Raw genomic sequence first — 20,467 nt, forward strand, 5'->3', positions numbered from 1 at the left:
AGCGGTCATTCGAATCAAAGCAGCCTACTCAGGCTGCTTTTTTATTGCCAGCCTTTTATGGCCACAACCAAGTGCCGGTAACTTCGCTCTGCCATACCCGCACGCCAAATAAGTCGCCAGCCATGTTGAGCGTCATAGAGAGCAATGACCCACCAAGCAAAAGCAAGATTAAACCGGACCTCATTCAATCTCTCATCATTGAGGTGCCATTTATCTTCTTTGCAGCGCAAACGCCCCGTTACGCAAGGTCGTAGCATTTCGTTAGAAGCGATCAAGCGCCATATCAAGGGCAAAACCACCAGGGGCAAAGGGGTAAATAGAAGGATCAGGCAAAGGATACATTTAACGAGGTTATCAATAATCAAAGGAAGGGAGGAGAAAGATAGGAGCAGGTCAAGATGAGGAACCTCGGCCTGCGCCATTATAAATTGATTAGCGAACTTTACTTAAATTGTGTGCCACGATTTTGTCGACCATGGACGCGTGACCTAGGTTTTCGCTGCGACCATGCCCCATGACCCAAGTAAACAGGTCTGGATCATCGCATTCCAGCAGCGATACGAAGTCACGCTGCTCTTGATCATTGAGAGTATCAAAGCACTCCTCAAAGAAAGGCATAATCACTACGTCGAGCTCCAACATACCTCTACGACATGCCCACTTGATGCGCGCTTTTTCTTCACTAGAGTACATTCTAATCTCCATCTACTACTCATTATGGGGCGAGTGTAACAAGCAAGTGAATACCCCACCACACCCTGTATCACACAAACTCAACTTTGCTCACAAGATTTCGTGCAACAAACCGCATTTCGCTTTTATAGCTCACTCAACGGTCCGTTTATACTACGCAGTTTAAGCTGACAAATGGCAGCGCCGCGATTAACATAACAACCATGTATAACAAAGAGATCACAACCTATGGAATGGCAACCTAGCATTCAAGCACTATCCCTCACCCCAGAGACAACGCTTCCCGCACTCATGTTGACGCCGCTCAACGCTTGGGGCGCGATTGAACTGACGGGTGACGACCGTAAGTCTTACCTTCAAGGTCAGGTGACCTGTGATGTGGTCTCACTGGAGGCGCAGCAATCCACGCTTGGCGCGCATTGCGATGCAAAAGGCAAAGCCTGGAGTGTGTTCCGCCTATTTCATACCAAGCAAGGCTACGCAATGTTTCAACCATTGTCGGCGATTGCCCAAGAGTTAGTTGAGCTAAAGAAGTACGCTATCTTCTCTAAAGTTGAATTTACTCAAAGCAGCAAAATGTGTATTGGTGTCATGGGAGAACAGGCTCAAGCATGGGTTGATGAACATTTTCCATCATCAGGTGACGTAAGGCAGCAAAACGCCAGCAGTGCCGTACGCATTGATGACCAGCGTTGGCTTGTACTGGCGAGTGACGAGCTTATTCACACCTTAGACGGCCAAGAACTGCAATGGGTACAGGAGTCCATCTGGACCAAGTTCGATATCGAGGCAGGGCTGCCAATCCTGACCGCTGAACTGCAAAACCAGCACATTCCTCAAGCCTTTAACCTACAAGCTTTGGATGGAATCAGCTTCAACAAGGGCTGCTACACTGGCCAAGAGACCGTTGCCAGAGCCAAATACCGTGGGATCAACAAGCGTATGCTTGCCACGTTAACCGGCTCACTCTCCGCAGCTATTACTGGCGATGATGAACTGACTATCGAGCGCTCAGTGGGTGATAACTGGCGTAAAGCGGGCGATGTACTCAGTACATTCCAATACGATGACCATACACTGATGGCTTCAATCATCATCAACAATAATCTTGATGATGACGTTGAGTTCCGTTTGGCCTCACAACCAGATAGCCGACTGTCATTGTCATTACCGCCTTATCCACTCGATAGCGAGTGAGTATTGGTGACAATGCCAAAGTCTGACATCTCTGAGCGCCAACGTGTTGAGTTAGAGACGCCAATCACCACGTACCTAAAGCAAAATGGCATCCCATTCAGGGTACTCATGCAATCTCGCGAAGCCGTATCGATTGAAGATACGGCTGCGTTGCGCGGTATTACTCCGAATATGATGGTCAAAACCATGGTATTGAGGGATATGGGAAACCGCTATGCGCTGGCCTGTTGCCCAGGCGATCGCCAGATCGACCCCAAGAAGGTACGCGCCGTATTGCAATCGAGGCGCATGACCTGTGTCGATAGCAGCGACATCGAAGCGCTTACTGGCTATAAAGTGGGGACGGTGACACCACTGTTACTCAAAACCCCTATGCCCATCGTATTTGACCATACATTGCAATCCACACCGATAATCACCATTAGCAGTGGTGAACGTATCGCTGGAATTGAGCTGGCGTTAAGCGATCTCTGTGCACAATGCGCTCCCACTTGGAGTGACATTATTCGCTAGCTTCCACACCACGGCCCCCTACTGAGAACCTAAAACCAGCGCTTCAAATGTAATATTTTGTCCACTCAGAACCACCAAATGTGAACTTAGTCGGATTTCACCATATACATCAATGAAAACTTATACATTTATTGAGCATAAATAGTCATTTCATGAAATTTAAGTTATGGTGGTTTTGTGTTCAAGTTAGCCGTTAAGGCTGAGTTGGATCACGCACTAGAGTGAATCTCTGCCTAGAGCAGTAACTCCACTTTTGTGTAATGCATCTGTGACATTTGGCCCGCTGTGCGGGCTTTTTTTTATCTTAATGTTTCCCAATCTCCACCACCCACACTCAGTCATGAATGTGTAAATTTGTGTGTCTGGCGACAACTTTTCTTGATTTATCCGGTCTACTAAAACGTAAGCAACTTAAAACCAATCGAAAACCAAGAATCGGGCGTACTTAATATTGTTAATTCTGAAAATCTAACAACTAGGCTATCAGAAACAGCATAGTAAAAAGAATGGAAGCCCCCACGATGAGCTTTTGTGCTAAGTATCACGTGGCATTGGCGATAAGTTGGAAGAAATGCAAAACGTAGCACAAAACAAAAAAGTGACGCTAACAAGAGGGCAATTAAGCCTCCTTAATCACACATTTTAGCTGGGGTTTTATCTATAATTCTCGAGCTAGGACAACGTTAGGTAACACTATAAGGAAGGTTAAATGAGACTGTTTAAGCGCTATACGCCAAGTATGATTGCTAAACACATAAGTCGATTGTTCAAGGGGAAAATCTACATTTATGGAATCGGCGGCTTTGAGTTCGATAACGGAAAACTGATCATCCCAGATCGTGCAGAACAGCGCCATTTCAAAGCGGTAAAAGAAGTAAACCAAGAAGTGATGAAGCTGAGGTGCGCGTACGCCTAACTGAAATTTTAGTCAAACTTGTCACTGCGTCTCATCCTCATTTGCTTTCACCTGCGCAGACAAGAATATCCACCACATTAAAAAGGACAGCCTAAGGCTGTCCTTTAATTTTTGCTCCGAAAAGACGATTTGGAACAATATTAGTCCTGAACTACCAGAGACTTAGCCAGCTCTGGAAGCCTGCCTCGCATCCCCAAAGCACGGCTCATGATCTCTTGTTTAGCTCCAGGCAACTGCCCTACTAAACTCATACCAATGCCTCGGATCAATTTCTTAGCCGGGTTGTCGCCTTCAAATAGATCTTTGAAGCCTTGCATCGCAGCAATCATTTTCGCCGCTTCCGCTTTGCGCCAGCGCTCATACTCTCGTAAATGACGCTTACGCCCCACATCTTTCCCTGCATGCCAAAGCTTCGTTAGCTCTTGAGCCAAACTCGCAGCATCAAGCAGCCCTAAGTTCACTCCCTGTCCCGCGAGAGGATGAATCGTATGTGCCGCATCCCCAACAAGCGCCACACGCTCAGTGACGAAATCACGTGCATAACGCATGGTAAGTGGAAATACTCGACGCTCAGATTGCACTTGGCATAGCCCTAATCGACTGTCAAATTCAGCCGTCAGCGCTTTATTAAACTCTTCATCAGACATCTTCGCCAATTTCTCGGCGCGTAACGGCTCGGTAGACCATACGATGGAACACAGATTGTCATCATTCATTGGCAAGAAAGCCAAAGGCCCTTGCGAGGTAAACACCTGGCGAGCTACCCGAGCATGATGGTCTGCCGTAGAGATATTCGCCACTAACGCGCTATGGCCGTAATCCCAATGGGTAAGCGGAATATCTTGTTGCTTACGAACCCAAGAATTAGCGCCATCGGCTCCGACAATTAACTTACTGGTAAACGATTGACCATTATCCAAAGTCGTCCACACCTCACTCTCACCAATCGCCATCGACTGACAACGGTGCGGCATAAATAGAGTGACATTGCTTTGTTGTTCAACTTGCTCCAGTAGCGCTAATTGAATCACCCGATTCTCTACAATGTGGCCCAAGTTGGGTTGTGACATTTGGCTGGCAGAAAACTCAATGCGGGCAAAACTGTCCTGCTCCCAAACCTCCATCGCCTGATACGGAGCATTGCGATGCTTTGCAATCGCCTCCCACGCACCGAGGTTTTTAAGGATCATTTCGCTGGCTCGGCTGAGAGCTGATACGCGAATATCGGGATCACCAGACAAATCTTTAGAGGGCGTAGTGCCCTCGACGATCGCAATTCGCAACCCAGTATCTTTAAGAGCACGCGCCAACGCGAGTCCCACCATTCCACCACCGACGATGGCGATATCAAAACTTTGCATCTTCGTATTACCTTTTCACCACACCCAAAGCACGATTAAACACTGGCGTCTTCAGCCGTGGGAAATTGTCCATCATTGCCAACCCAAGATTTCTCGCCATCCTAAGCGTTAATAAATCGTTGGAAAATACGTGCACCAAACCAGAGGTCATGGTTATAGTCAGCTCACGATCGGGCTGACGTTGTGCTTGAAACTTAGTTAGATTAGCGTATTCACCCACATCTTTGCGGTTTTCACGCAGCGAATCCACCAATGTCGCAATATCGCGAATCCCAAGGTTAAATCCTTGTCCTGCGATCGGGTGTAGCGTCTGCGCTGCATTCCCCACCGCCGCAATACGATGCGCAATAATTTGTGGTCGATATCTCAGTAGTAGCGGATAGCTAACCACCGAACCGACGCGGGTAAACCGCCCTAATCGCCAACCAAAGGCTTGCTGAAGAGCATCGAGAAACTCACTATCAGAGAGCGCCTGTACAGATTGCGCGCTCGTAGCTGGCATGCACCAAACGAGCGAGCTGCGTGATTGTGACATCGGCAATAAGGCAAGTGGGCCGTCTTCGGTAAATCGCTCAAACGCTCGGCCGTTTGGGGCTTCACTGGTCAACACATTGGCGATCACCGCGACTTGATTGAAGTCTTGAACCTGTTGCGCTAATCCCGTCGCATGACAAATTGCAGAATCGGCACCATCAGCCGCGATGACTAACTTTGCCTTCAACTGCAGCGTCTCTTCTTGCGAGGAACTGATATCGAGCGTGACGTCATCTTGATGCTGAGTCACTGCACTCACGGAACAGGGACAGTAAAGGTCGATTTGAGAACGCTCTGCGAGCTGCTGATTGAAACGCTTGCCAACTTCGGCCAGTTCAACAACGTACCCCATCGCCTCAAGACCTTCTTTCTCCGCATAGAAATCGGTCATTCCAGCATGGCCGCGGTCAGAAACATGAATGTGAGTGATTGGCGTGGCATGATCTTCTATGACATGCCACAGCCCGTACTCTTTAAGCAGTTCAACCGTTCCATGAGAAAGAGCAATTGAGCGGGCATCAAACCCGGGGTGAGCTGCATTGTCTTGTGCATATGACTCGACAACCGCAATGTTTAACGCATGATCAAAGCTGGAATCCAACGCCATGGCGAGCGTCGCGCCCGCCATCGCTCCACCAGCGATAACAACATCATACTTTTTGGGCACAGACTTTCTCCTTGTTCGCTAACCTGACCCGCACCTGGATTAGTGAATCGTTGGTGACTCAGCCGCTTTACTTGGTTTTACGCCAAACTCGGCATGAATAGTCAATACGCACGCTTTAACGTGTTCGATAACCTGCTCAAGTAATTGCGCTTGCTCTTCGAGATCATCATCTTCATCAATGCCCAATCTCGCGATCTCTTCTAAATCACCTAATGCCTCTTTGGTATCCGCCGACGCTTTCGCTAATGGCGCATTGATCAGGCCAAGACCGGAGATGAAGTGGTTTACCCACTCGCTCAAGCCATCTGCCTGTTCAAATAGACTCGCATCAACACCCTCACCAGGGATAAGTAGCGCTAATTCAAAGCTCTGCTCAGCCGTCAGTTCTTTGATCGACAAATCCAACAACGCTTTTGAACGCGTTAACAATGATTGAGGCCAACCTAGCCCATCATTGGTGTAGTCAAACAACAGAGGTTGCCAACTGTCATCTTTTAAACCTAACCCGCCACTTAACATGCCAACCAATAGGCCATGCAGTTCAGCAGGGGAAACGGCAAGGCCGGCTTGTTGTAGCTCTGTCGCTACCGCAATGTAATCGGGTAGTGTTGATTCACTCATAACGATTCTCGTTGTCTTGTAGCAGCCAGCTGTGTAATCAGTAGCGCTGCTTTTATTCGAATTGGATGTGCAATGCTACCACTTCCCACTCATGGCGGAAATGGTGTCCCGCCCGTTTCTGAATAGCTTTTGTGCGAATTGTCGATTTCGTGTGTGATTAGCCACGCATTTGGCACGGAGTCACCAGAAAAGCTTGAATCTTAATGTGGCTTTACCTATAGTTTCTCCCTCAACATTACCGCTATTGGTGATACTTAAAAGAGTTCTTGTCATTATGGAAAATCAAGCTGTCGAAGTGGAAATTTTGGGTAAACTGACTCGGGTAAATTGCCCCGCAGATCAGAAAGATACCCTTATTCAAGCGGCGAAAGATTTGGATAACCGATTGCAAGAGATGTCCCAAAGGACTAAAGTAACCAACGAGTTGAAACTGCTTACCATTGCGGCGCTTAACATGTCGTATGAGCTTAATACTCGCAGTAATGAGTCACTGCAAGAAGTGACACAAATAAACGAGCGCATGGAACAGCTCGCGGCATCGCTTGATGATGTCATCAGCAAAGTAAAGCAAGGACAGCAAGCCTAATTTTACCCTGGGGTGTGCGTCAGTGGATTTAAGTCCCTGAGCCGATAAGCAATACCAAAGGGTTAGTACTTGATAGCTATTGAGCAAGCTCGGCTCGTATCGAGAAGCCTACGGTTATCATTGCTGATCCGCCTTGAACCAGCTGGTTCAAGGGCCACAATCCTCAACGGCACTCTGGGGTATTCCTAATGTCACCATCGACTAGGCAGCAAATTCGAACCTTGATTCGAGGCCGCCGCCAATCTATACGCATAGATCAGCAAGCTCAGTACGCCCTCGCCTTGGTCGAACGCGCCAAGCAGCTACGCGAGCTCCGCGCTGGTCAAAAAGTTGCACTGTATCTGGCCACCGATGGTGAACTCGATACTCAGCCTCTGATTGAGTGGTGCTGGCAACAAGGAATCGAGACCTACCTTCCTGTTATCCATCCTTTTTCCAAAGGCCATCTCCTGTTCTTGCGCTACGCACACACCACTCCTCTGGTACACAATCAATATAAGATCCTTGAACCAAAGCTTGATACGCAGACGATATGCCCTGTCGCGGATCTGGATATCATCTTTACTCCGCTGGTTGCTTTCGATGACGATGGCCAACGCCTCGGAATGGGTGGCGGCTACTATGACCGAACCCTGGCACTGTTTGCCACTAATCAGGCTGGTCCAAAAGCCATTGGGCTGGCTCACGATTGTCAGCAAGTCGATCGGCTACCGATTGAGTCATGGGATATTCCACTTAGTACCATCATGACACCAAGCAAAATTTGGCGCTGGCAAAAATAGTCGCGAACAGAGCAATCGATTGCTGTTTTTTGCTGTTTTTCTTCATTTCGCCAACTTAACCGTCATTTTTTGCGTTTTTTGATATATAATTCGCCCGCATTTTGACCTTAATTCTAAACATTGGGATTTCACCATGACTCAAGACGAGATGAAGAAAGCCGCTGGTTGGGCAGCACTTAAGTATGTTGAGAAAGGCAGCATTGTTGGTGTAGGTACCGGCTCTACTGTTAACCACTTTATTGATGCGCTAGGCACAATCAAAGAAGACATCAAAGGTGCCGTTTCAAGCTCTATTGCTTCCACTGAGAAGCTAGAAGCACTTGGCATCGAAGTATTTGACTGTAACGATGTAGCAGCGCTTGATGTTTACGTTGACGGCGCAGATGAAATCAACGCAGCTCGCGACATGATCAAAGGCGGCGGTGCTGCATTAACTCGTGAGAAGATCGTAGCCGCTATCTCAGACAAATTTGTGTGTATCGTTGACGGCACCAAAGCAGTCGACGTTCTGGGCAAGTTCCCACTGCCTGTAGAAGTTATCCCAATGGCGCGTTCATACGTAGCACGTGAACTTGTCAAGCTTGGCGGCGACCCTGTGTACCGCGAAGGTGTTGTGACCGACAACGGCAACGTGATCCTAGATGTACACGGCATGCAAATCACTGATCCAAAATCGATGGAAGACAAAATCAACGCCCTAGCGGGTGTGGTGACTGTGGGTCTGTTCGCGCACCGCGGTGCCGACGTGATCATCACTGGTACGCCAGAAGGCGCAAAAATCGAAGATTAATGACACGTGCGTTCACACTATAACTGGCCTTATAACTGGCCGATATATTGAACGCGATTACGTCATTTGACTACAAACGGCACCCTTGGTGCCGTTTTTTCGTTTTCCTATAAGAAAATTATGCCTTATTCCGTAATTTTCTTACCCATCGTTAAACTTTTTTGTTACTTTATTGGTCACAAGACGCACAAGGAAAACGTTTGCCTCAAGCAGTTGGAAGCTCCCTCCCTGATATTCTCACTGTCAAATGTGCGCCGTTTTAGCCCAAATTTCCCATGTTAAGGATGAGTTCAATGGCCAAAGTTTCACTGGAAAAAGACAAGATTAAGATTCTTCTGCTGGAAGGTTTGCATCCATCTTCTGTAGAGGTTCTACAAGCTGCCGGTTACACCAATATCACTTACCACAAAGGCTCGCTACCAGAAGACGAGCTAATGGAAGCGGTAAAAGACGTTCACTTTATCGGTATTCGCTCCCGCACTAACCTGACAGACAAGGTGATCAACGCGGCAGAGAAACTTGTGGCGATTGGCTGTTTCTGTATCGGTACTAACCAAGTTAACCTTGAAGCTGCGGCTAAGCGCGGCGTGCCAGTCTTCAACGCACCATTCTCAAACACGCGAAGCGTGGCTGAGTTAGTCCTTGGTCAAATCCTATTGCTACTTCGTGGCATTCCAGAGAAGAATGCTCTTGCTCACCGTGGCATTTGGAAGAAGAGTGCGGACAACTCTTATGAAGCTCGTGGTAAGCGCCTTGGTATTATCGGTTACGGTCATATTGGTACTCAGCTGGGTATCATTGCTGAAAACTTGGGTATGCGTGTCTACTTCTACGATATCGAGAACAAGCTGTCTCTTGGTAATGCAACACAAGTACACACTATGACTGAGCTATTGAACAAGTGTGACGTCATCTCACTGCACGTTCCAGAAACCGCTGGCACAAAGAACATGATGGGTGCAGCAGAGTTCGAGCGCATGAAGCCAGGCTCAATCTTTATCAACGCGGCGCGTGGTACTGTGGTTGATATCCCAGCTCTTTGTGATGCTCTTGAAGGCGGTCACCTCGCTGGCGCGGCGATTGACGTGTTCCCTGAAGAGCCAAAAACCAACGCAGACCCGTTTGAGTCTCCACTAATGAAGTTCGACAACGTGATCCTTACGCCGCACGTAGGTGGTTCTACACAAGAAGCACAAGAGAACATTGGTGTTGAGGTTGCTGGTAAACTAGCGAAATACTCAGACAACGGCTCAACACTATCAAGCGTGAACTTCCCAGAAGTATCACTGCCAGAGCACACTGACTGCTCTCGCCTACTACACATTCACCAAAACCGCCCAGGTATCCTAACGCAAATCAACACGATTTTTGCAGAGGAAGGGATTAACATCGCAGGTCAGTACCTACAAACGTCCGCGGATATCGGTTATGTGGTCATTGATGTCGAGACAGCGCGTTCGGAAGAAGCGTTGGCGAAATTGAAGCAGATTGAAGGAACGTTGAGAGCGCGTATTCTTCACTAAAGATAGTGCTAGTCATCATTAATAAAACGCCCTGCAAATGCAGGGCGTTTTTTGTTAGTCATCGATACGATAAGTCACATCCACACGATCACGAATGGTAATCACCGAGTCTTGATAACTGTTCGACTCCGCCTGATTATCCATGGCCATCGCTCGCATTACTACTGGTTGGTTCCTTTGCTGAAGGTACTCAATACGCCACACTTTACCGAGCTGCTGATCAAACCCTTTCGCAAGTGACGACGCTTTACTCTGAGCGTCTTTGATCGCCGCCATACGAGCAGCTTCTTGATACTGGCCTTGATCTTTGACTTTCAGTTGAATGTTGTCGACCTGATTGATCCCCGACTCTAAGGCAAGATCCAGATAATTATTGAGCTTATCGAGATCCATCACTTGAACGGTCACTGTGCGTGAGGCGCGATAGCCAATCAGCTCAGGCTTACCTTTTTCTGGATAATGATACTGCGGTGATAGGTAAAGGTTTGAGCTTTGGATATCCGCTTTGTCGATACCATTCTTAGTTAAGCCATCAAGAAATTTGTCGACAACGGTATCCACTCCTTGCTTGGCTTGATCAGCATCCATCTGAGACTGAACCACGCGAACTGAAAACTCTGCCATATCCGGTTTGGCTTGGATTTCACCGTAGCCTGTTGTAGAAATGTGGGCAAATTCCGGCTGACTCGCAAACACTGGCGCCGCAAATAGACTGACGACCAAACTACCAACAACTAAAGACTGTTTCATGAAGACTCCTCGTCTTATTTTCTTATACTCAATATTAGGCATAAGTTTGAATTATAGGTTCCCGGACATTGAAAAGCTGACAGAACATTGACCAAACAATGTCTGTCATTACTGAGGCAAGAACTGCCTAGCATGGCCAATAATGGCATCCGACACTTCACTGAGCACACCACTTTCTAACTGCCAGTGATGCCAGTAGATTTGGTGTGATAGTAAGATATTGGGCGTCAATTCAATCAAGGCACCGGACTCGAGTTCATCTTGGATTTGCAGCTTAGGAATAAGGCAGTAAGCCACACCGGCGACCGCCAGTTTCACAAACGCTTCTGAGCTTCGCACGGTGTGTTTAAGTATGTTGCCGCGCATAATATTGAAGTGTTGACTCACAAACTTCTGATGCATCTTGTCGTGTTGGTCATAGGCAACGGCTGGCGCTTTCATTAAGGTTTCCCGGTTCACTCCTTGGCTGAAGTATCGTTTGATAAAACTTGGGCTTGCCACGCAAAGATAGTCAACGCGTCCTAAGTAATCGGCCACACAGCCAGGAATCGATTGCGGCTCTAGACTGATTGCGCCGACTACTTCTCCATTTTTCAGCTTTTCTATTGTTCGACCTTCATCATCAACAATAAGATCAAGCTCTACGCGCTTGGACTCGAGCAGTGGAAACAAACTCGGTAACAGCCAAGTCGCTAGACTATCTGCGTTCGTCGCGAGAGAAACCGATAGCGGCTTATCGCCAAGATCGGCAGCAAGCTCTGGCACCAACTCTTGTTCTAGCAAACGCACACGGCGATATAGCCCAAGCAACTTTTTCCCCACTGCGGTTGGACGTGGTGGCTGCTCACGAACCAATACCGGCTGCGCCAACCATTTTTCCAGTTGCTTCACGCGCTGAGATACGGCAGATTGAGAGATATACAAGTGCTCCGCCGCTTTATCGAAGCTTTTTTGCTCAACAATCGCATCCAGTGCCTCTATCCATTTGTAGTCTAATCCGCGCATCTTTTAACCTCTCAAAACAGCCATTAGCTAAGCTTATTTCTCATTAATATTATTAACTATCCTAATCATAATCGAATCGCTATTCTCTCGCTCTCTTTTATGCAGTTGTGAGGAAATTAAAGTGAATTTTTGGGTGCTTCTTCAAGGTTTCGGATTGGGCGCGACTATGATTATCCCAATTGGCGCTCAGAACGCTTATGTATTAAATCAGGGCATTAAACGCAATCATCACCTGACAACGGCGACGGTATGCAGCCTACTGGACATGACGTTCATCTCTCTGGGTATTTTTGGCGGTGGTGCGATCCTATCGCAGAATGAACTATTACTTACTGCTGTGACACTGGGTGGTATCGCCTTTTTAACCGGTTACGGCTTGTTGTCACTGCGCAGTGCATTTAAAGCACCAGCGGCAAAAGAGTCATCGGGTGAAGTGCTCGCACGCGGCAGACGAACCGTGGTTTTAGGTGCCCTTGCGGTTACCGTGCTAAACCCACACTTGTACCTCGATACCGTGGTGATTCTCGGCTCGATTGGTGGTCAGTTTGAAGGTAATGACCGAATTGCCTTTGCTATCGGTACGGTACTGGCTTCATTTGTTTGGTTCTATTCGCTCTCGATGGGCGCGGCAAAACTCGGCCCAACGCTATCAAAACCTAAAGTTAAGAAAGGTATCGACTTGGCGGTAGCGGCCATGATGTTTACTATTGCTCTACTACTTACCAAAGGGTTAATGGAGTAAACCTGAATGGATAGAACAGAGAGCATCTATCTTGCCAACCTTACGTTACTGGAGGCCTTATCGGTCTCCTTTTCGAAGTGGCAGCATGAGCCTATTCTGGACTTTGAAACAGATGTTCGTATAGCGAAAGAGCTTGGTTGGACAGGGCTGCATAGCAAGAGCTTGTTCTTGAAAAAGAAGGGCGGAGGGTTTGCTCTGTTCCTTACCGATAAAGACTCTAGGTTAGACAAGGCGCAGCTAAAACACGCGCTCGGAAAACGTACCTCTATCTGCAGCAATGAAGAAATGATTGAGCAGATAGGCTGCGTACCGGGGGCGGTATGCCCGATAGGACTCCCGGATGACATCACCATCGTTGTCGATAGCCGTTTGTTTGATGCCGAAGAGATCCTGTATACACCAGGCAAGCCTGAGTGGACATTTGGCATTGATGGCAGCACTCTCAAACGAGTGTTAGACAGCGTTGCAAATGAAGTGATTGAAATAGAAAAAGGAGAAGCCTAGCTTCTCCTTTTTTACATCCGATATTAAAGTCTGAGCGATCAGTCCACTTTGTTCAAATGCACATCCATTTGTGGAAATGGAATTTCAATACCTTCTGCATCGAGCGCTTCTTTGATCGCTTGTAGTGTATCAAAGTACACATCCCAGTACTGCTCCGTACGAACCCATGGACGAACCACAAAGTTCACAGAAGAATCAGCAAGCGCGACCACACCAACAGTGATACCCGGCTCTTTTAGAACACGCTCATCCGCTTCAAGCGTTTTACGAATCACTTCTTGGGTCTTCTTCAAATCCGCACCGTAAGAGACGCCAATCACATGGTCAATACGACGCGTCGCATGACGAGAGTAGTTAGTGATAGGTGAACCAATAACAGATGCGTTTGGTACCACAACCATTTTGTTATCAGGGGTCGTTAGAACAGTTTGGAAAATCTGAATAGAATCCACCGAGCCAGCAACACCACCAATTTCTACGTAATCGCCTGACTTGAATGGACGGAAGCCAACAATCAATACACCAGCAGCAAAGTTAGACAGTGAGCCTTGCAGCGCAAGACCGATAGCCAAACCCGCCGCACCAATCACTGCAACCACTGATGCGGTTTGCACACCAATACGGCTTAATGCTGCGATAAGCACGATAACAAACAAGGTGTAACGTACGATGCCGTGAATAAACTCGACAACGGCCTTATCCATTTTCTTCTTGTGCAGCAACTTAGCTACGCTGCCCGCAATCGCTTTAACCACGATGTTACCAATGAACAGGATAAGCAGTGCAGAAATGATATTCACACCGTACTGAAGCAGAAGATCGGAGTTATTCGTTAACCATTTTTCAGCATGTGACAGACTGTCTACAAGGGGAGTTTCAATATCAACAGACTCATTGGCCATATTGTGTACCTCTAGGATAATGATGAGCAAAGCGAGTCTTAGCTAATACCACTGACTTATTAGCAAAGGCGCGCAAAATCGTTTCAAGCATACCGGCAGAAAATACCAATACACAAAACATAACAAAAGGTTACGCAATCAACAGCAGTTGTGCCAGTTTTTTTAATCACATCACGTTATTTTCCATCAGGCATAAAAAAAGCCGCTCCAAAGAGCGACTTTTTTCATCTTACTATCAGTTAAATCTTATGCGATTTAATCTTATAGTACGTCGATAGCGTTTAGGTCAGCGAAAGCTTTCTCTAGACGAGCAACCATTGAAGATTGACCTGCACGTAGCCATACGCGTGGATCGTAGTACTTCTTGTTTGGCGCGTCTTCGCCAGTTGGGTTACCGATTTGACCTTGTAGGTAATCGTGGTTCTCAGCTTCGTAAGAACGAATACCATCCCAAGTTGCCCACTGTGTATCAGTATCGATGTTCATTTTGATAACACCGTAGCCGATAGACTCTTGGATTTCTGCTTCAGTAGAACCAGAACCACCGTGGAATACGAAGTTTAGAGCGTTAGGTGCGATACCGAACTTCTCTGCACAGTATGCTTGAGAGTCACGTAGGATAGTTGGAGTTAGAACAACGTTACCTGGCTTGTAAACACCGTGTACGTTACCGAAAGAAGCAGCGATAGTGAAACGTGGGCTAACAGCGTTTAGTTTCTCGTATGCGTATGCTACGTCTTCTGGAGAAGTGTAAAGCTCAGATGCGTCCATGTGAGAGTTATCTACGCCGTCTTCTTCACCACCAGTACAACCTAGTTCGATCTCTAGAGTCATACCCATTTTCGCCATGCGAGCTAGGTACTTAGCAGAGATTTCGATGTTCTCTTCTAGAGACTCTTCAGAAAGGTCGATCATGTGAGAAGAGAATAGTGGCTTACCAGTTTGAGCGAAGAACTCTTCACCCGCATCTAGAAGACCGTCGATCCATGGTAGAAGTTTCTTAGCCGCGTGGTCAGTGTGAAGAATTACTGGAACACCGTAAGATTCAGCAACTGCGTGAACGTATTTTGCACCAGCAACTGCACCTAGGATTTGCGCGCCTTGACCTTCAAGCTTAACGCCTTTACCAGCGAAGAAGCCAGCACCGCCGTTAGAGAACTGAACTACAACTGGAGCTTTAACTTTAGCTGCAGCTTCAAGAACACCGTTGATAGAGTCAGTGTTAACTACGTTAACTGCAGGAAGAGCGAAGTTGTTCTCTTTAGCAACTTCAAATACTTTCTGAACGTCATCGCCAGAGATAACACCTGGTTTTACGAAGTCGAAGATCTTAGACATGGAATAAGTCCTATTTTCTGTCGTTTTAAATAAAAATTGGCAATCGTTTGCTCACAATGGGCGGCATTGTATCAAAGTTAACCAGCCATTGCAGCATAGATAAAAGCGGACTCATTAGCCCGCTTTATAAAAAGATAATTATGCTTTAGCACGCTCTTCAAGCATTGCTACTGCTGGTAGTACTTTACCTTCAACAAACTCAAGGAATGCACCGCCACCTGTAGAGATGTAAGAAACGTCAGCTTTGATACCGAACTTGTCGATAGCTGCTAGCGTGTCACCACCACCTGCTACAGAGAAACCTTCAGATTCAGCGATCGCTTTAGAAATGCCTTCTGTACCCGCTTCGAAGTTCTTGAATTCGAATACGCCAACAGGGCCGTTCCATAGGATAGTTTTAGCATCTTTTAGGATTTTCGCTAGTTCAGCTGTTGAGTCTGGACCTAGGTCGAAAATCATGTCGTCGTCTTGAACTTCAGATACGTGCTTGATTTCCGCTTCTGCGTTCTCGTCGAATGCTTTTGCACATGCAACGTCAGTCGCCACTGGAATTGCACACTCGTCCATTAGCTTCTTAGCTGTGTCGACTAGGTCTGCTTCGTATAGAGACTTACCTACGTTGTGGCCAGCAGCTGCAATGAACGTGTTCGCGATACCACCACCAACAACAAGTTGGTCAGCGATTTTAGATAGCGACTCAAGAACCGTTAGCTTAGTAGAAACTTTAGAACCACCCACGATAGCAACCATTGGACGAGCAGGCTTGTCCATTGCTTTGCCTAGTGCGTCTAGTTCGTTAGCTAGTAGAGGACCAGCACAAGCTACAGGTGCGTTCATGCCAACGCCGTGAGTAGACGCTTGTGCACGGTGAGCAGTACCGAATGCATCCATTACGAAGATGTCACACAGTGCAGCGTATTTCTTAGATAGCTCTTCTTCGTTCTTCTTCTCGCCTTTGTTAAAGCGAACGTTTTCAAGAACAACAAGCTCACCTGTATTTAGCTCAAGACCGTCTAGGTAATCTTTAGCAAGCTTAACTTCACACTCAAGTGCGTCGTTTAGGTAGTTAACAACAGGTTGTAGAGAGAACTCTTCTGCGTACTCGCCTTCAGTAGGACGACCTAGGTGAGACGTAACCATAACTTTAGCGCCAGCTTCTAGGCAGTGCTTGATGGTTGGTAGAGACGCAAGGATACGAGCGTCAGATGTTACTTTACCGTCTTTTACTGGTACGTTCAGATCAGCACGGATAAATACGCGTTTACCTGCTAGATCCAGGTCAGTCATCTTGATTACAGACATGTTTAGTCCTCTCAACTAAAAAATAAATAAAGTTTTTGAAACCCGGCTTCTTGCCAAGTTTTAGAATTCATCAACTGGTTACTTATATTGGGCTCATGAATATTAATTTCAACCTTCAAAATTAATATTTTCCCCAAGAGCGCCCTTGATACTACTGAGACGCTTGCATTGCTAACGCGGTGTCTAACATGCGGTTAGCAAAGCCCCACTCGTTGTCACACCACACCAACATTTTGACCAGACGACCATCACTCACTCGAGTCTGTGTCCCATCAACAATGGCGCTATGTGGGTCGTGGTTAAAGTCCACGGAAACCAGCGGTGCTTCAGTATAGTCAACAATGCCGTCTAATGTACACCGAGAAGCGTTAATAATGACTTGATTTACGTCATTAACTTTCACATTCGTATTTATAGTTACACTAAGATCCATAGCGGTGACGTTAATTGTTGGCACTCTTACAGAAATTGCTTCAAATTTGTTAGAAAATTTCGGAAAGATGCGTTCGATGCCTTTGTGAAGTTTCGTATCCACCGGAATGATAGATAGACTGGCTGAGCGAGTACGTCGTAGATCGCCATGATAGGCATCGATAACTTGTTGATCATTCATTGAAGAGTGAATGCTGGTGATAGTCCCAGAGTCGATACCAAAGGCTTCATCTAACGCTTGGATAACTGGCACGATGCAGTTTGTGGTGCAAGAACCGTTGGAGACAATGGTGTGATCTTTGGTCAGAGTATGGTGGTTAACACCGTAAATAATGGTGTTATCAAGATCATTACTACCAGGATGAGAAAACAGCACCTTTTTAGCGCCAGCTTCTATATGTTTCTCGCCATCTGCGCGGCTACCAAACACACCAGTACAGTCTAAGACAATATCGACTTCTAGATTCTTCCAAGGCAATAGACTGATGTCTTCAAGATGCAAAATACGAATGGTGTCGAACTGACCATCTTTGTGAGTCAGATAGAGATGCTCTTGGTCGTGGGTGACCTTTTTATCAAAACGACCATGACTGGTATCGTATTGAAGCAAATGAGCCATCGCTTCAGGTTGCGCAAGTTCGTTCACGGCGACGACTTTGATTTGATCGTTCTTCTCGCTTTCGTATAGCGCTCTGAGTACATTCCGTCCAATGCGTCCAAAGCCATTAATTGCCACTCTTAGCATCGCATTACGCCTTTTTGTTCACGTGATAAAGGCTTGCATGGTAACCGATCGACCGTCATTTCGCATTACGTGATTAGCAATTTGATTGCGCTATTTATCACCAATAGTTGCGATGCACCTCTCTAAAGCGCTCACTCTTCTTATCTATACCCCTGTTACACTCATACAAGAGTCATGATCTTGTGTCTTTTAACCACACAGTTTTTAACGCACAGGAGATGTTCTCTATGACAAGCTCAACCTACTGCCAAACTTGCAACAAATCCACCACTCACAAAGAGATGCTGGTACGCAAGCCAAGCAGTTACGATACCGACCCATCCTTAATGGGCAAGATTAAGCTGTTTGCGCATACGTTTATTAATGGCGGCCATTACTACGATATGGATCGCTACATAACCTGCCAAGACTGTGGCAAACGCACACTTGATAACAAGGGCAAAGAGTTTGAATAGCCACAAAAAAACCGAGCACTAGGCTCGGTTTTTCATTTCAAGAGAAGGTGCTTATGCAAGCAGCTCTTTTGCTGTGTTCACAACGTTTTCCGTTGTGAAACCAAACATCTTGAATAGCTCGCCTGCCGGTGCAGACTCACCAAATGTCGTCATACCGATGATCTTGCCACCGAAGCCAACATACTTGTACCAGTAATCGGCAATACCCGCTTCAACCGCGATACGCTTAGTTACTGCCGCTGGAAGAACCGCTTCACGGTATGCTTCATCTTGCGCGTCAAAGACGTCAGTTGAAGGAAGCGATACGACGCGTACCTTCTTGCCTTCAGCCGTCAGTTCAGCGTAAGCGTTTGTTGCTAGCTCAACCTCAGAACCTGTCGCGATAAGGATCAGCTCTGGCGTGCCTTCGCAATCTTTCAGGATGTAACCACCTTTAGCAACGTTTGCTAGCTGCTCAGCGTCACGATCTTGCTGTGTTAGGTTTTGACGAGAGAAGATCAGCGATGTTGGGCCATCTTTACGCTCAATCGCGTATTTCCAAGCCACTGCAGACTCAACCTGGTCACATGGGCGCCATGTGCTCATATTTGGCGTTACGCGTAGTGATGCGATTTGCTCAACTGGTTGGTGCGTTGGACCATCTTCACCCAGACCGATAGAGTCGTGCGTGTAAACTTGGATGTTTTGCACTTTCATCAGTGCCGCCATGCGCATTGCGTTACGAGCGTATTCCATGAACATTAGGAATGTTGCACCGTAAGGAACGAAACCACCGTGTAGCGCGATACCGTTGATGATCGCCGTCATACCAAACTCACGTACACCGTAGTGGATGTAGTTGCCAGACGCATCGTCAGCCGTTAGCGACTGAGAACCAGACCACATGGTTAGGTTTGATGGTGCTAGGTCAGCAGAGCCGCCCATGAACTCAGGAAGCATCTTACCGAACGCTTCTAGAGCGTTTTGAGACGCTTTACGTGATGCAATGTTTGCTGGGTTCGCTTGAAGGTCAGCAATGATCTTGCTTGCTTCTTGTTCCCACTGAGCAGGAAGCTCACCGTTTACACGACGTTTAAACTCAGCCGCAAGCTCTGGGTAAGCCGCTTCATAAGCTGCTAGCTTCTCGTTCCAAGCTGCTTCTTTTGCGCTACCCGCTTCGTTTGCATCCCACTCAGCTTTGATGTCCGCTGGGATTTCGAATGGACCGTGTTCCCAACCTAGGAATTCGCGTGCTGCTGCAATTTCGTCGTGACCTAGTGGTGCACCGTGACAGTCGTGAGAGCCCGCTTTGTTTGGTGAACCAAAACCGATGATGGTTTTAGTACAGATAAGTGTTGGACGTGGATCCGCTTTTGCCGCTTCAATCGCTGCATTGATCGCGTCAGCATCGTGACCGTCTACTGCAGGGATTACGTGCCAGCCGTACGCTTCAAAGCGTTTAGGCGTATCATCAGAGAACCAGCCTTCCACTTCGCCATCAATAGAGATGCCGTTGTCATCCCAGAAAGCGATCAGCTTACCAAGACCTAGAGTACCCGCTAGTGAACACGCTTCGTGAGAGATACCTTCCATCAGACAGCCATCACCCATGAAGACATAAGTGAAGTGGTCAACGATGTCGTGACCTTCTTTGTTGAATTGCGCTGCAAGAGATTTCTCAGCAATCGCCATACCAACCGCGTTAGTGATGCCTTGGCCTAGAGGGCCAGTCGTCGTCTCGATACCTGGTGCGTAGCCGTACTCTGGGTGACCAGGCGTTTTTGAGTGCAGTTGACGGAAGTTTTTAAGATCGTCAATTGACAGCTCGTAGCCGCTGAGGTGAAGCAGAGAGTAAATCAGCATAGAGCCGTGGCCGTTAGACAGAACAAAACGGTCGCGGTCAGCCCACTCTGGGTTTGACGGGTTGTGATTTAGGTGAGAACGCCAAAGAACTTCAGCGATATCTGCCATACCCATAGGTGCACCTGGGTGACCTGAGTTAGCTTGTTGAACACCATCCATGCTTAGCGCGCGGATTGCATTAGCGAGTTGTTTACGAGAAGACATGTCTGCTCCTGAGTGCATTAAGCGAATTCCAAGTTTTTCATAGACTGATTGAATAATCAGCGG

General features: G+C 47.2%; 22 protein-coding genes and 1 other RNA gene. 11 read left to right on the plus strand and 12 right to left on the minus strand.

Annotated elements, in window-relative coordinates:
- Positions 1-41 precede the first annotated feature (41 nt).
- Both AAA946_RS14000 and AAA946_RS14005 read right to left on the minus strand, forming a co-directional pair.
- Entirely contained in the window at positions 42-422 is a 381-nt protein-coding gene (locus tag AAA946_RS14000) for a hypothetical protein (RefSeq protein WP_338165386.1), read from the minus strand.
- Positions 423-432: 10 nt separating this feature from the next.
- The gene (locus AAA946_RS14005; protein ID WP_042473291.1) at positions 433-693 is read right to left on the minus strand and encodes an FAD assembly factor SdhE; all 261 of its coding nucleotides are present in this window, start codon (positions 691-693) and stop codon (positions 433-435) included.
- A 228-nt stretch (positions 694-921) separates the two neighbouring features.
- On the opposite strand from AAA946_RS14005, the gene ygfZ reads away from it, so the two are divergent.
- The 3 genes from ygfZ to AAA946_RS14020 all read left to right on the plus strand — a co-directional run bounded on the left by ygfZ (position 922) and on the right by AAA946_RS14020 (position 3,319).
- Positions 922-1,890 carry a tRNA-modifying protein YgfZ gene (ygfZ, locus tag AAA946_RS14010; RefSeq protein WP_338165387.1) on the plus strand — a complete coding sequence of 323 codons (969 nt, stop codon included), beginning with the start codon at positions 922-924 and terminating at the stop codon, positions 1,888-1,890.
- 12 nt (positions 1,891-1,902) lie between these two features.
- Positions 1,903-2,403 carry an aminoacyl-tRNA deacylase gene (locus AAA946_RS14015; RefSeq protein WP_445206082.1) on the plus strand — a complete coding sequence of 167 codons (501 nt, stop codon included), beginning with the start codon at positions 1,903-1,905 and terminating at the stop codon, positions 2,401-2,403.
- 709 nt (positions 2,404-3,112) lie between these two features.
- On the plus strand, positions 3,113-3,319 hold the full coding sequence (locus AAA946_RS14020; RefSeq protein ID WP_338165388.1) for a DUF1107 domain-containing protein: 207 nt from the start codon (positions 3,113-3,115) through the stop codon (positions 3,317-3,319).
- A gap of 140 nt (positions 3,320-3,459) precedes the next feature.
- Here the strand turns inward: AAA946_RS14020 and AAA946_RS14025 are convergent, their stop codons facing one another.
- From AAA946_RS14025 to AAA946_RS14035, 3 genes are read right to left on the minus strand one after another with little or no spacing between them, the layout of a single operon-like run.
- The gene (locus AAA946_RS14025; protein ID WP_338165389.1) at positions 3,460-4,680 is read right to left on the minus strand and encodes an FAD-dependent 2-octaprenylphenol hydroxylase; all 1,221 of its coding nucleotides are present in this window, start codon (positions 4,678-4,680) and stop codon (positions 3,460-3,462) included.
- Positions 4,681-4,687: 7 nt separating this feature from the next.
- Positions 4,688-5,881, minus strand: a complete 1,194-nt coding sequence (gene ubiH, locus AAA946_RS14030) for a 2-octaprenyl-6-methoxyphenyl hydroxylase (protein ID WP_338165390.1) — start codon at positions 5,879-5,881, stop codon at positions 4,688-4,690.
- A 39-nt stretch (positions 5,882-5,920) separates the two neighbouring features.
- Positions 5,921-6,502, minus strand: a complete 582-nt coding sequence (locus AAA946_RS14035; RefSeq protein ID WP_338165391.1) for a YecA/YgfB family protein — start codon at positions 6,500-6,502, stop codon at positions 5,921-5,923.
- A gap of 274 nt (positions 6,503-6,776) precedes the next feature.
- Between AAA946_RS14035 and AAA946_RS14040 the strand changes: the two genes are divergently transcribed.
- From AAA946_RS14040 to serA, 5 genes are all read left to right on the plus strand, one after another.
- Positions 6,777-7,088 carry a cell division protein ZapA gene (locus AAA946_RS14040; protein ID WP_338165392.1) on the plus strand — a complete coding sequence of 104 codons (312 nt, stop codon included), beginning with the start codon at positions 6,777-6,779 and terminating at the stop codon, positions 7,086-7,088.
- A 1-nt stretch (position 7,089) separates the two neighbouring features.
- Positions 7,090-7,273, plus strand: a non-coding RNA gene (ssrS, locus tag AAA946_RS14045) — 6S RNA.
- 3 nt (positions 7,274-7,276) lie between these two features.
- Positions 7,277-7,870 (plus strand): 5-formyltetrahydrofolate cyclo-ligase, encoded by a 594-nt coding sequence (locus tag AAA946_RS14050; protein ID WP_338165393.1) that lies wholly within the window; start codon positions 7,277-7,279, stop codon positions 7,868-7,870.
- Positions 7,871-8,003: 133 nt separating this feature from the next.
- Positions 8,004-8,660: a ribose-5-phosphate isomerase RpiA gene (gene rpiA / locus AAA946_RS14055; protein WP_042496226.1), complete on the plus strand. Its 657-nt coding sequence runs from the start codon at positions 8,004-8,006 to the stop codon at positions 8,658-8,660.
- A gap of 293 nt (positions 8,661-8,953) precedes the next feature.
- A complete protein-coding gene (gene serA, locus AAA946_RS14060) occupies positions 8,954-10,183 on the plus strand; it encodes a phosphoglycerate dehydrogenase (protein WP_338165394.1) in 1,230 nt (409 codons plus the stop codon).
- Positions 10,184-10,237: 54 nt separating this feature from the next.
- Here the strand turns inward: serA and AAA946_RS14065 are convergent, their stop codons facing one another.
- Together AAA946_RS14065 and AAA946_RS14070 are read right to left on the minus strand one after the other, a co-directional pair.
- Positions 10,238-10,933 (minus strand): oxidative stress defense protein, encoded by a 696-nt coding sequence (locus AAA946_RS14065; protein ID WP_338165395.1) that lies wholly within the window; start codon positions 10,931-10,933, stop codon positions 10,238-10,240.
- Between the two features lie 108 nt (positions 10,934-11,041).
- Positions 11,042-11,938, minus strand: coding sequence for a LysR family transcriptional regulator ArgP (locus AAA946_RS14070; RefSeq protein ID WP_338165396.1), 897 nt, complete (start codon positions 11,936-11,938; stop codon positions 11,042-11,044).
- Between the two features lie 121 nt (positions 11,939-12,059).
- On the opposite strand from AAA946_RS14070, the gene AAA946_RS14075 reads away from it, so the two are divergent.
- Together AAA946_RS14075 and AAA946_RS14080 are read left to right on the plus strand one after the other, a co-directional pair.
- Positions 12,060-12,680, plus strand: a complete 621-nt coding sequence (locus AAA946_RS14075) for a LysE/ArgO family amino acid transporter (RefSeq protein WP_042496218.1) — start codon at positions 12,060-12,062, stop codon at positions 12,678-12,680.
- Positions 12,681-12,686: 6 nt separating this feature from the next.
- On the plus strand, positions 12,687-13,184 hold the full coding sequence (locus AAA946_RS14080; protein ID WP_338165397.1) for a YbaK/EbsC family protein: 498 nt from the start codon (positions 12,687-12,689) through the stop codon (positions 13,182-13,184).
- Between the two features lie 38 nt (positions 13,185-13,222).
- Here AAA946_RS14080 and mscS read toward each other — a convergent pair whose 3' ends face one another.
- The 4 genes from mscS to epd form a co-directional block, all read right to left on the minus strand.
- A complete protein-coding gene (mscS, locus tag AAA946_RS14085) occupies positions 13,223-14,086 on the minus strand; it encodes a small-conductance mechanosensitive channel MscS (RefSeq protein ID WP_338165398.1) in 864 nt (287 codons plus the stop codon).
- Positions 14,087-14,347: 261 nt separating this feature from the next.
- Positions 14,348-15,424, minus strand: coding sequence for a class II fructose-bisphosphate aldolase (gene fbaA, locus AAA946_RS14090; protein WP_042473266.1), 1,077 nt, complete (start codon positions 15,422-15,424; stop codon positions 14,348-14,350).
- 138 nt (positions 15,425-15,562) lie between these two features.
- The gene (locus AAA946_RS14095) at positions 15,563-16,726 is read right to left on the minus strand and encodes a phosphoglycerate kinase (protein WP_112460540.1); all 1,164 of its coding nucleotides are present in this window, start codon (positions 16,724-16,726) and stop codon (positions 15,563-15,565) included.
- A 151-nt stretch (positions 16,727-16,877) separates the two neighbouring features.
- The gene (gene epd / locus AAA946_RS14100) at positions 16,878-17,903 is read right to left on the minus strand and encodes an erythrose-4-phosphate dehydrogenase (RefSeq protein WP_042496206.1); all 1,026 of its coding nucleotides are present in this window, start codon (positions 17,901-17,903) and stop codon (positions 16,878-16,880) included.
- A 218-nt stretch (positions 17,904-18,121) separates the two neighbouring features.
- On the opposite strand from epd, the gene AAA946_RS14105 reads away from it, so the two are divergent.
- Positions 18,122-18,358: a hypothetical protein gene (locus AAA946_RS14105; protein WP_338165845.1), complete on the plus strand. Its 237-nt coding sequence runs from the start codon at positions 18,122-18,124 to the stop codon at positions 18,356-18,358.
- 51 nt (positions 18,359-18,409) lie between these two features.
- Here the strand turns inward: AAA946_RS14105 and tkt are convergent, their stop codons facing one another.
- Positions 18,410-20,422, minus strand: a complete 2,013-nt coding sequence (gene tkt / locus AAA946_RS14110) for a transketolase (protein ID WP_112478572.1) — start codon at positions 20,420-20,422, stop codon at positions 18,410-18,412.
- Between the last annotated feature and the right edge of the window lie 45 nt (positions 20,423-20,467).

The sequence above is a fragment of the Vibrio sp. 10N genome (genome assembly GCF_036245475.1).
Lineage (GTDB): Bacteria > Pseudomonadota > Gammaproteobacteria > Enterobacterales > Vibrionaceae > Vibrio.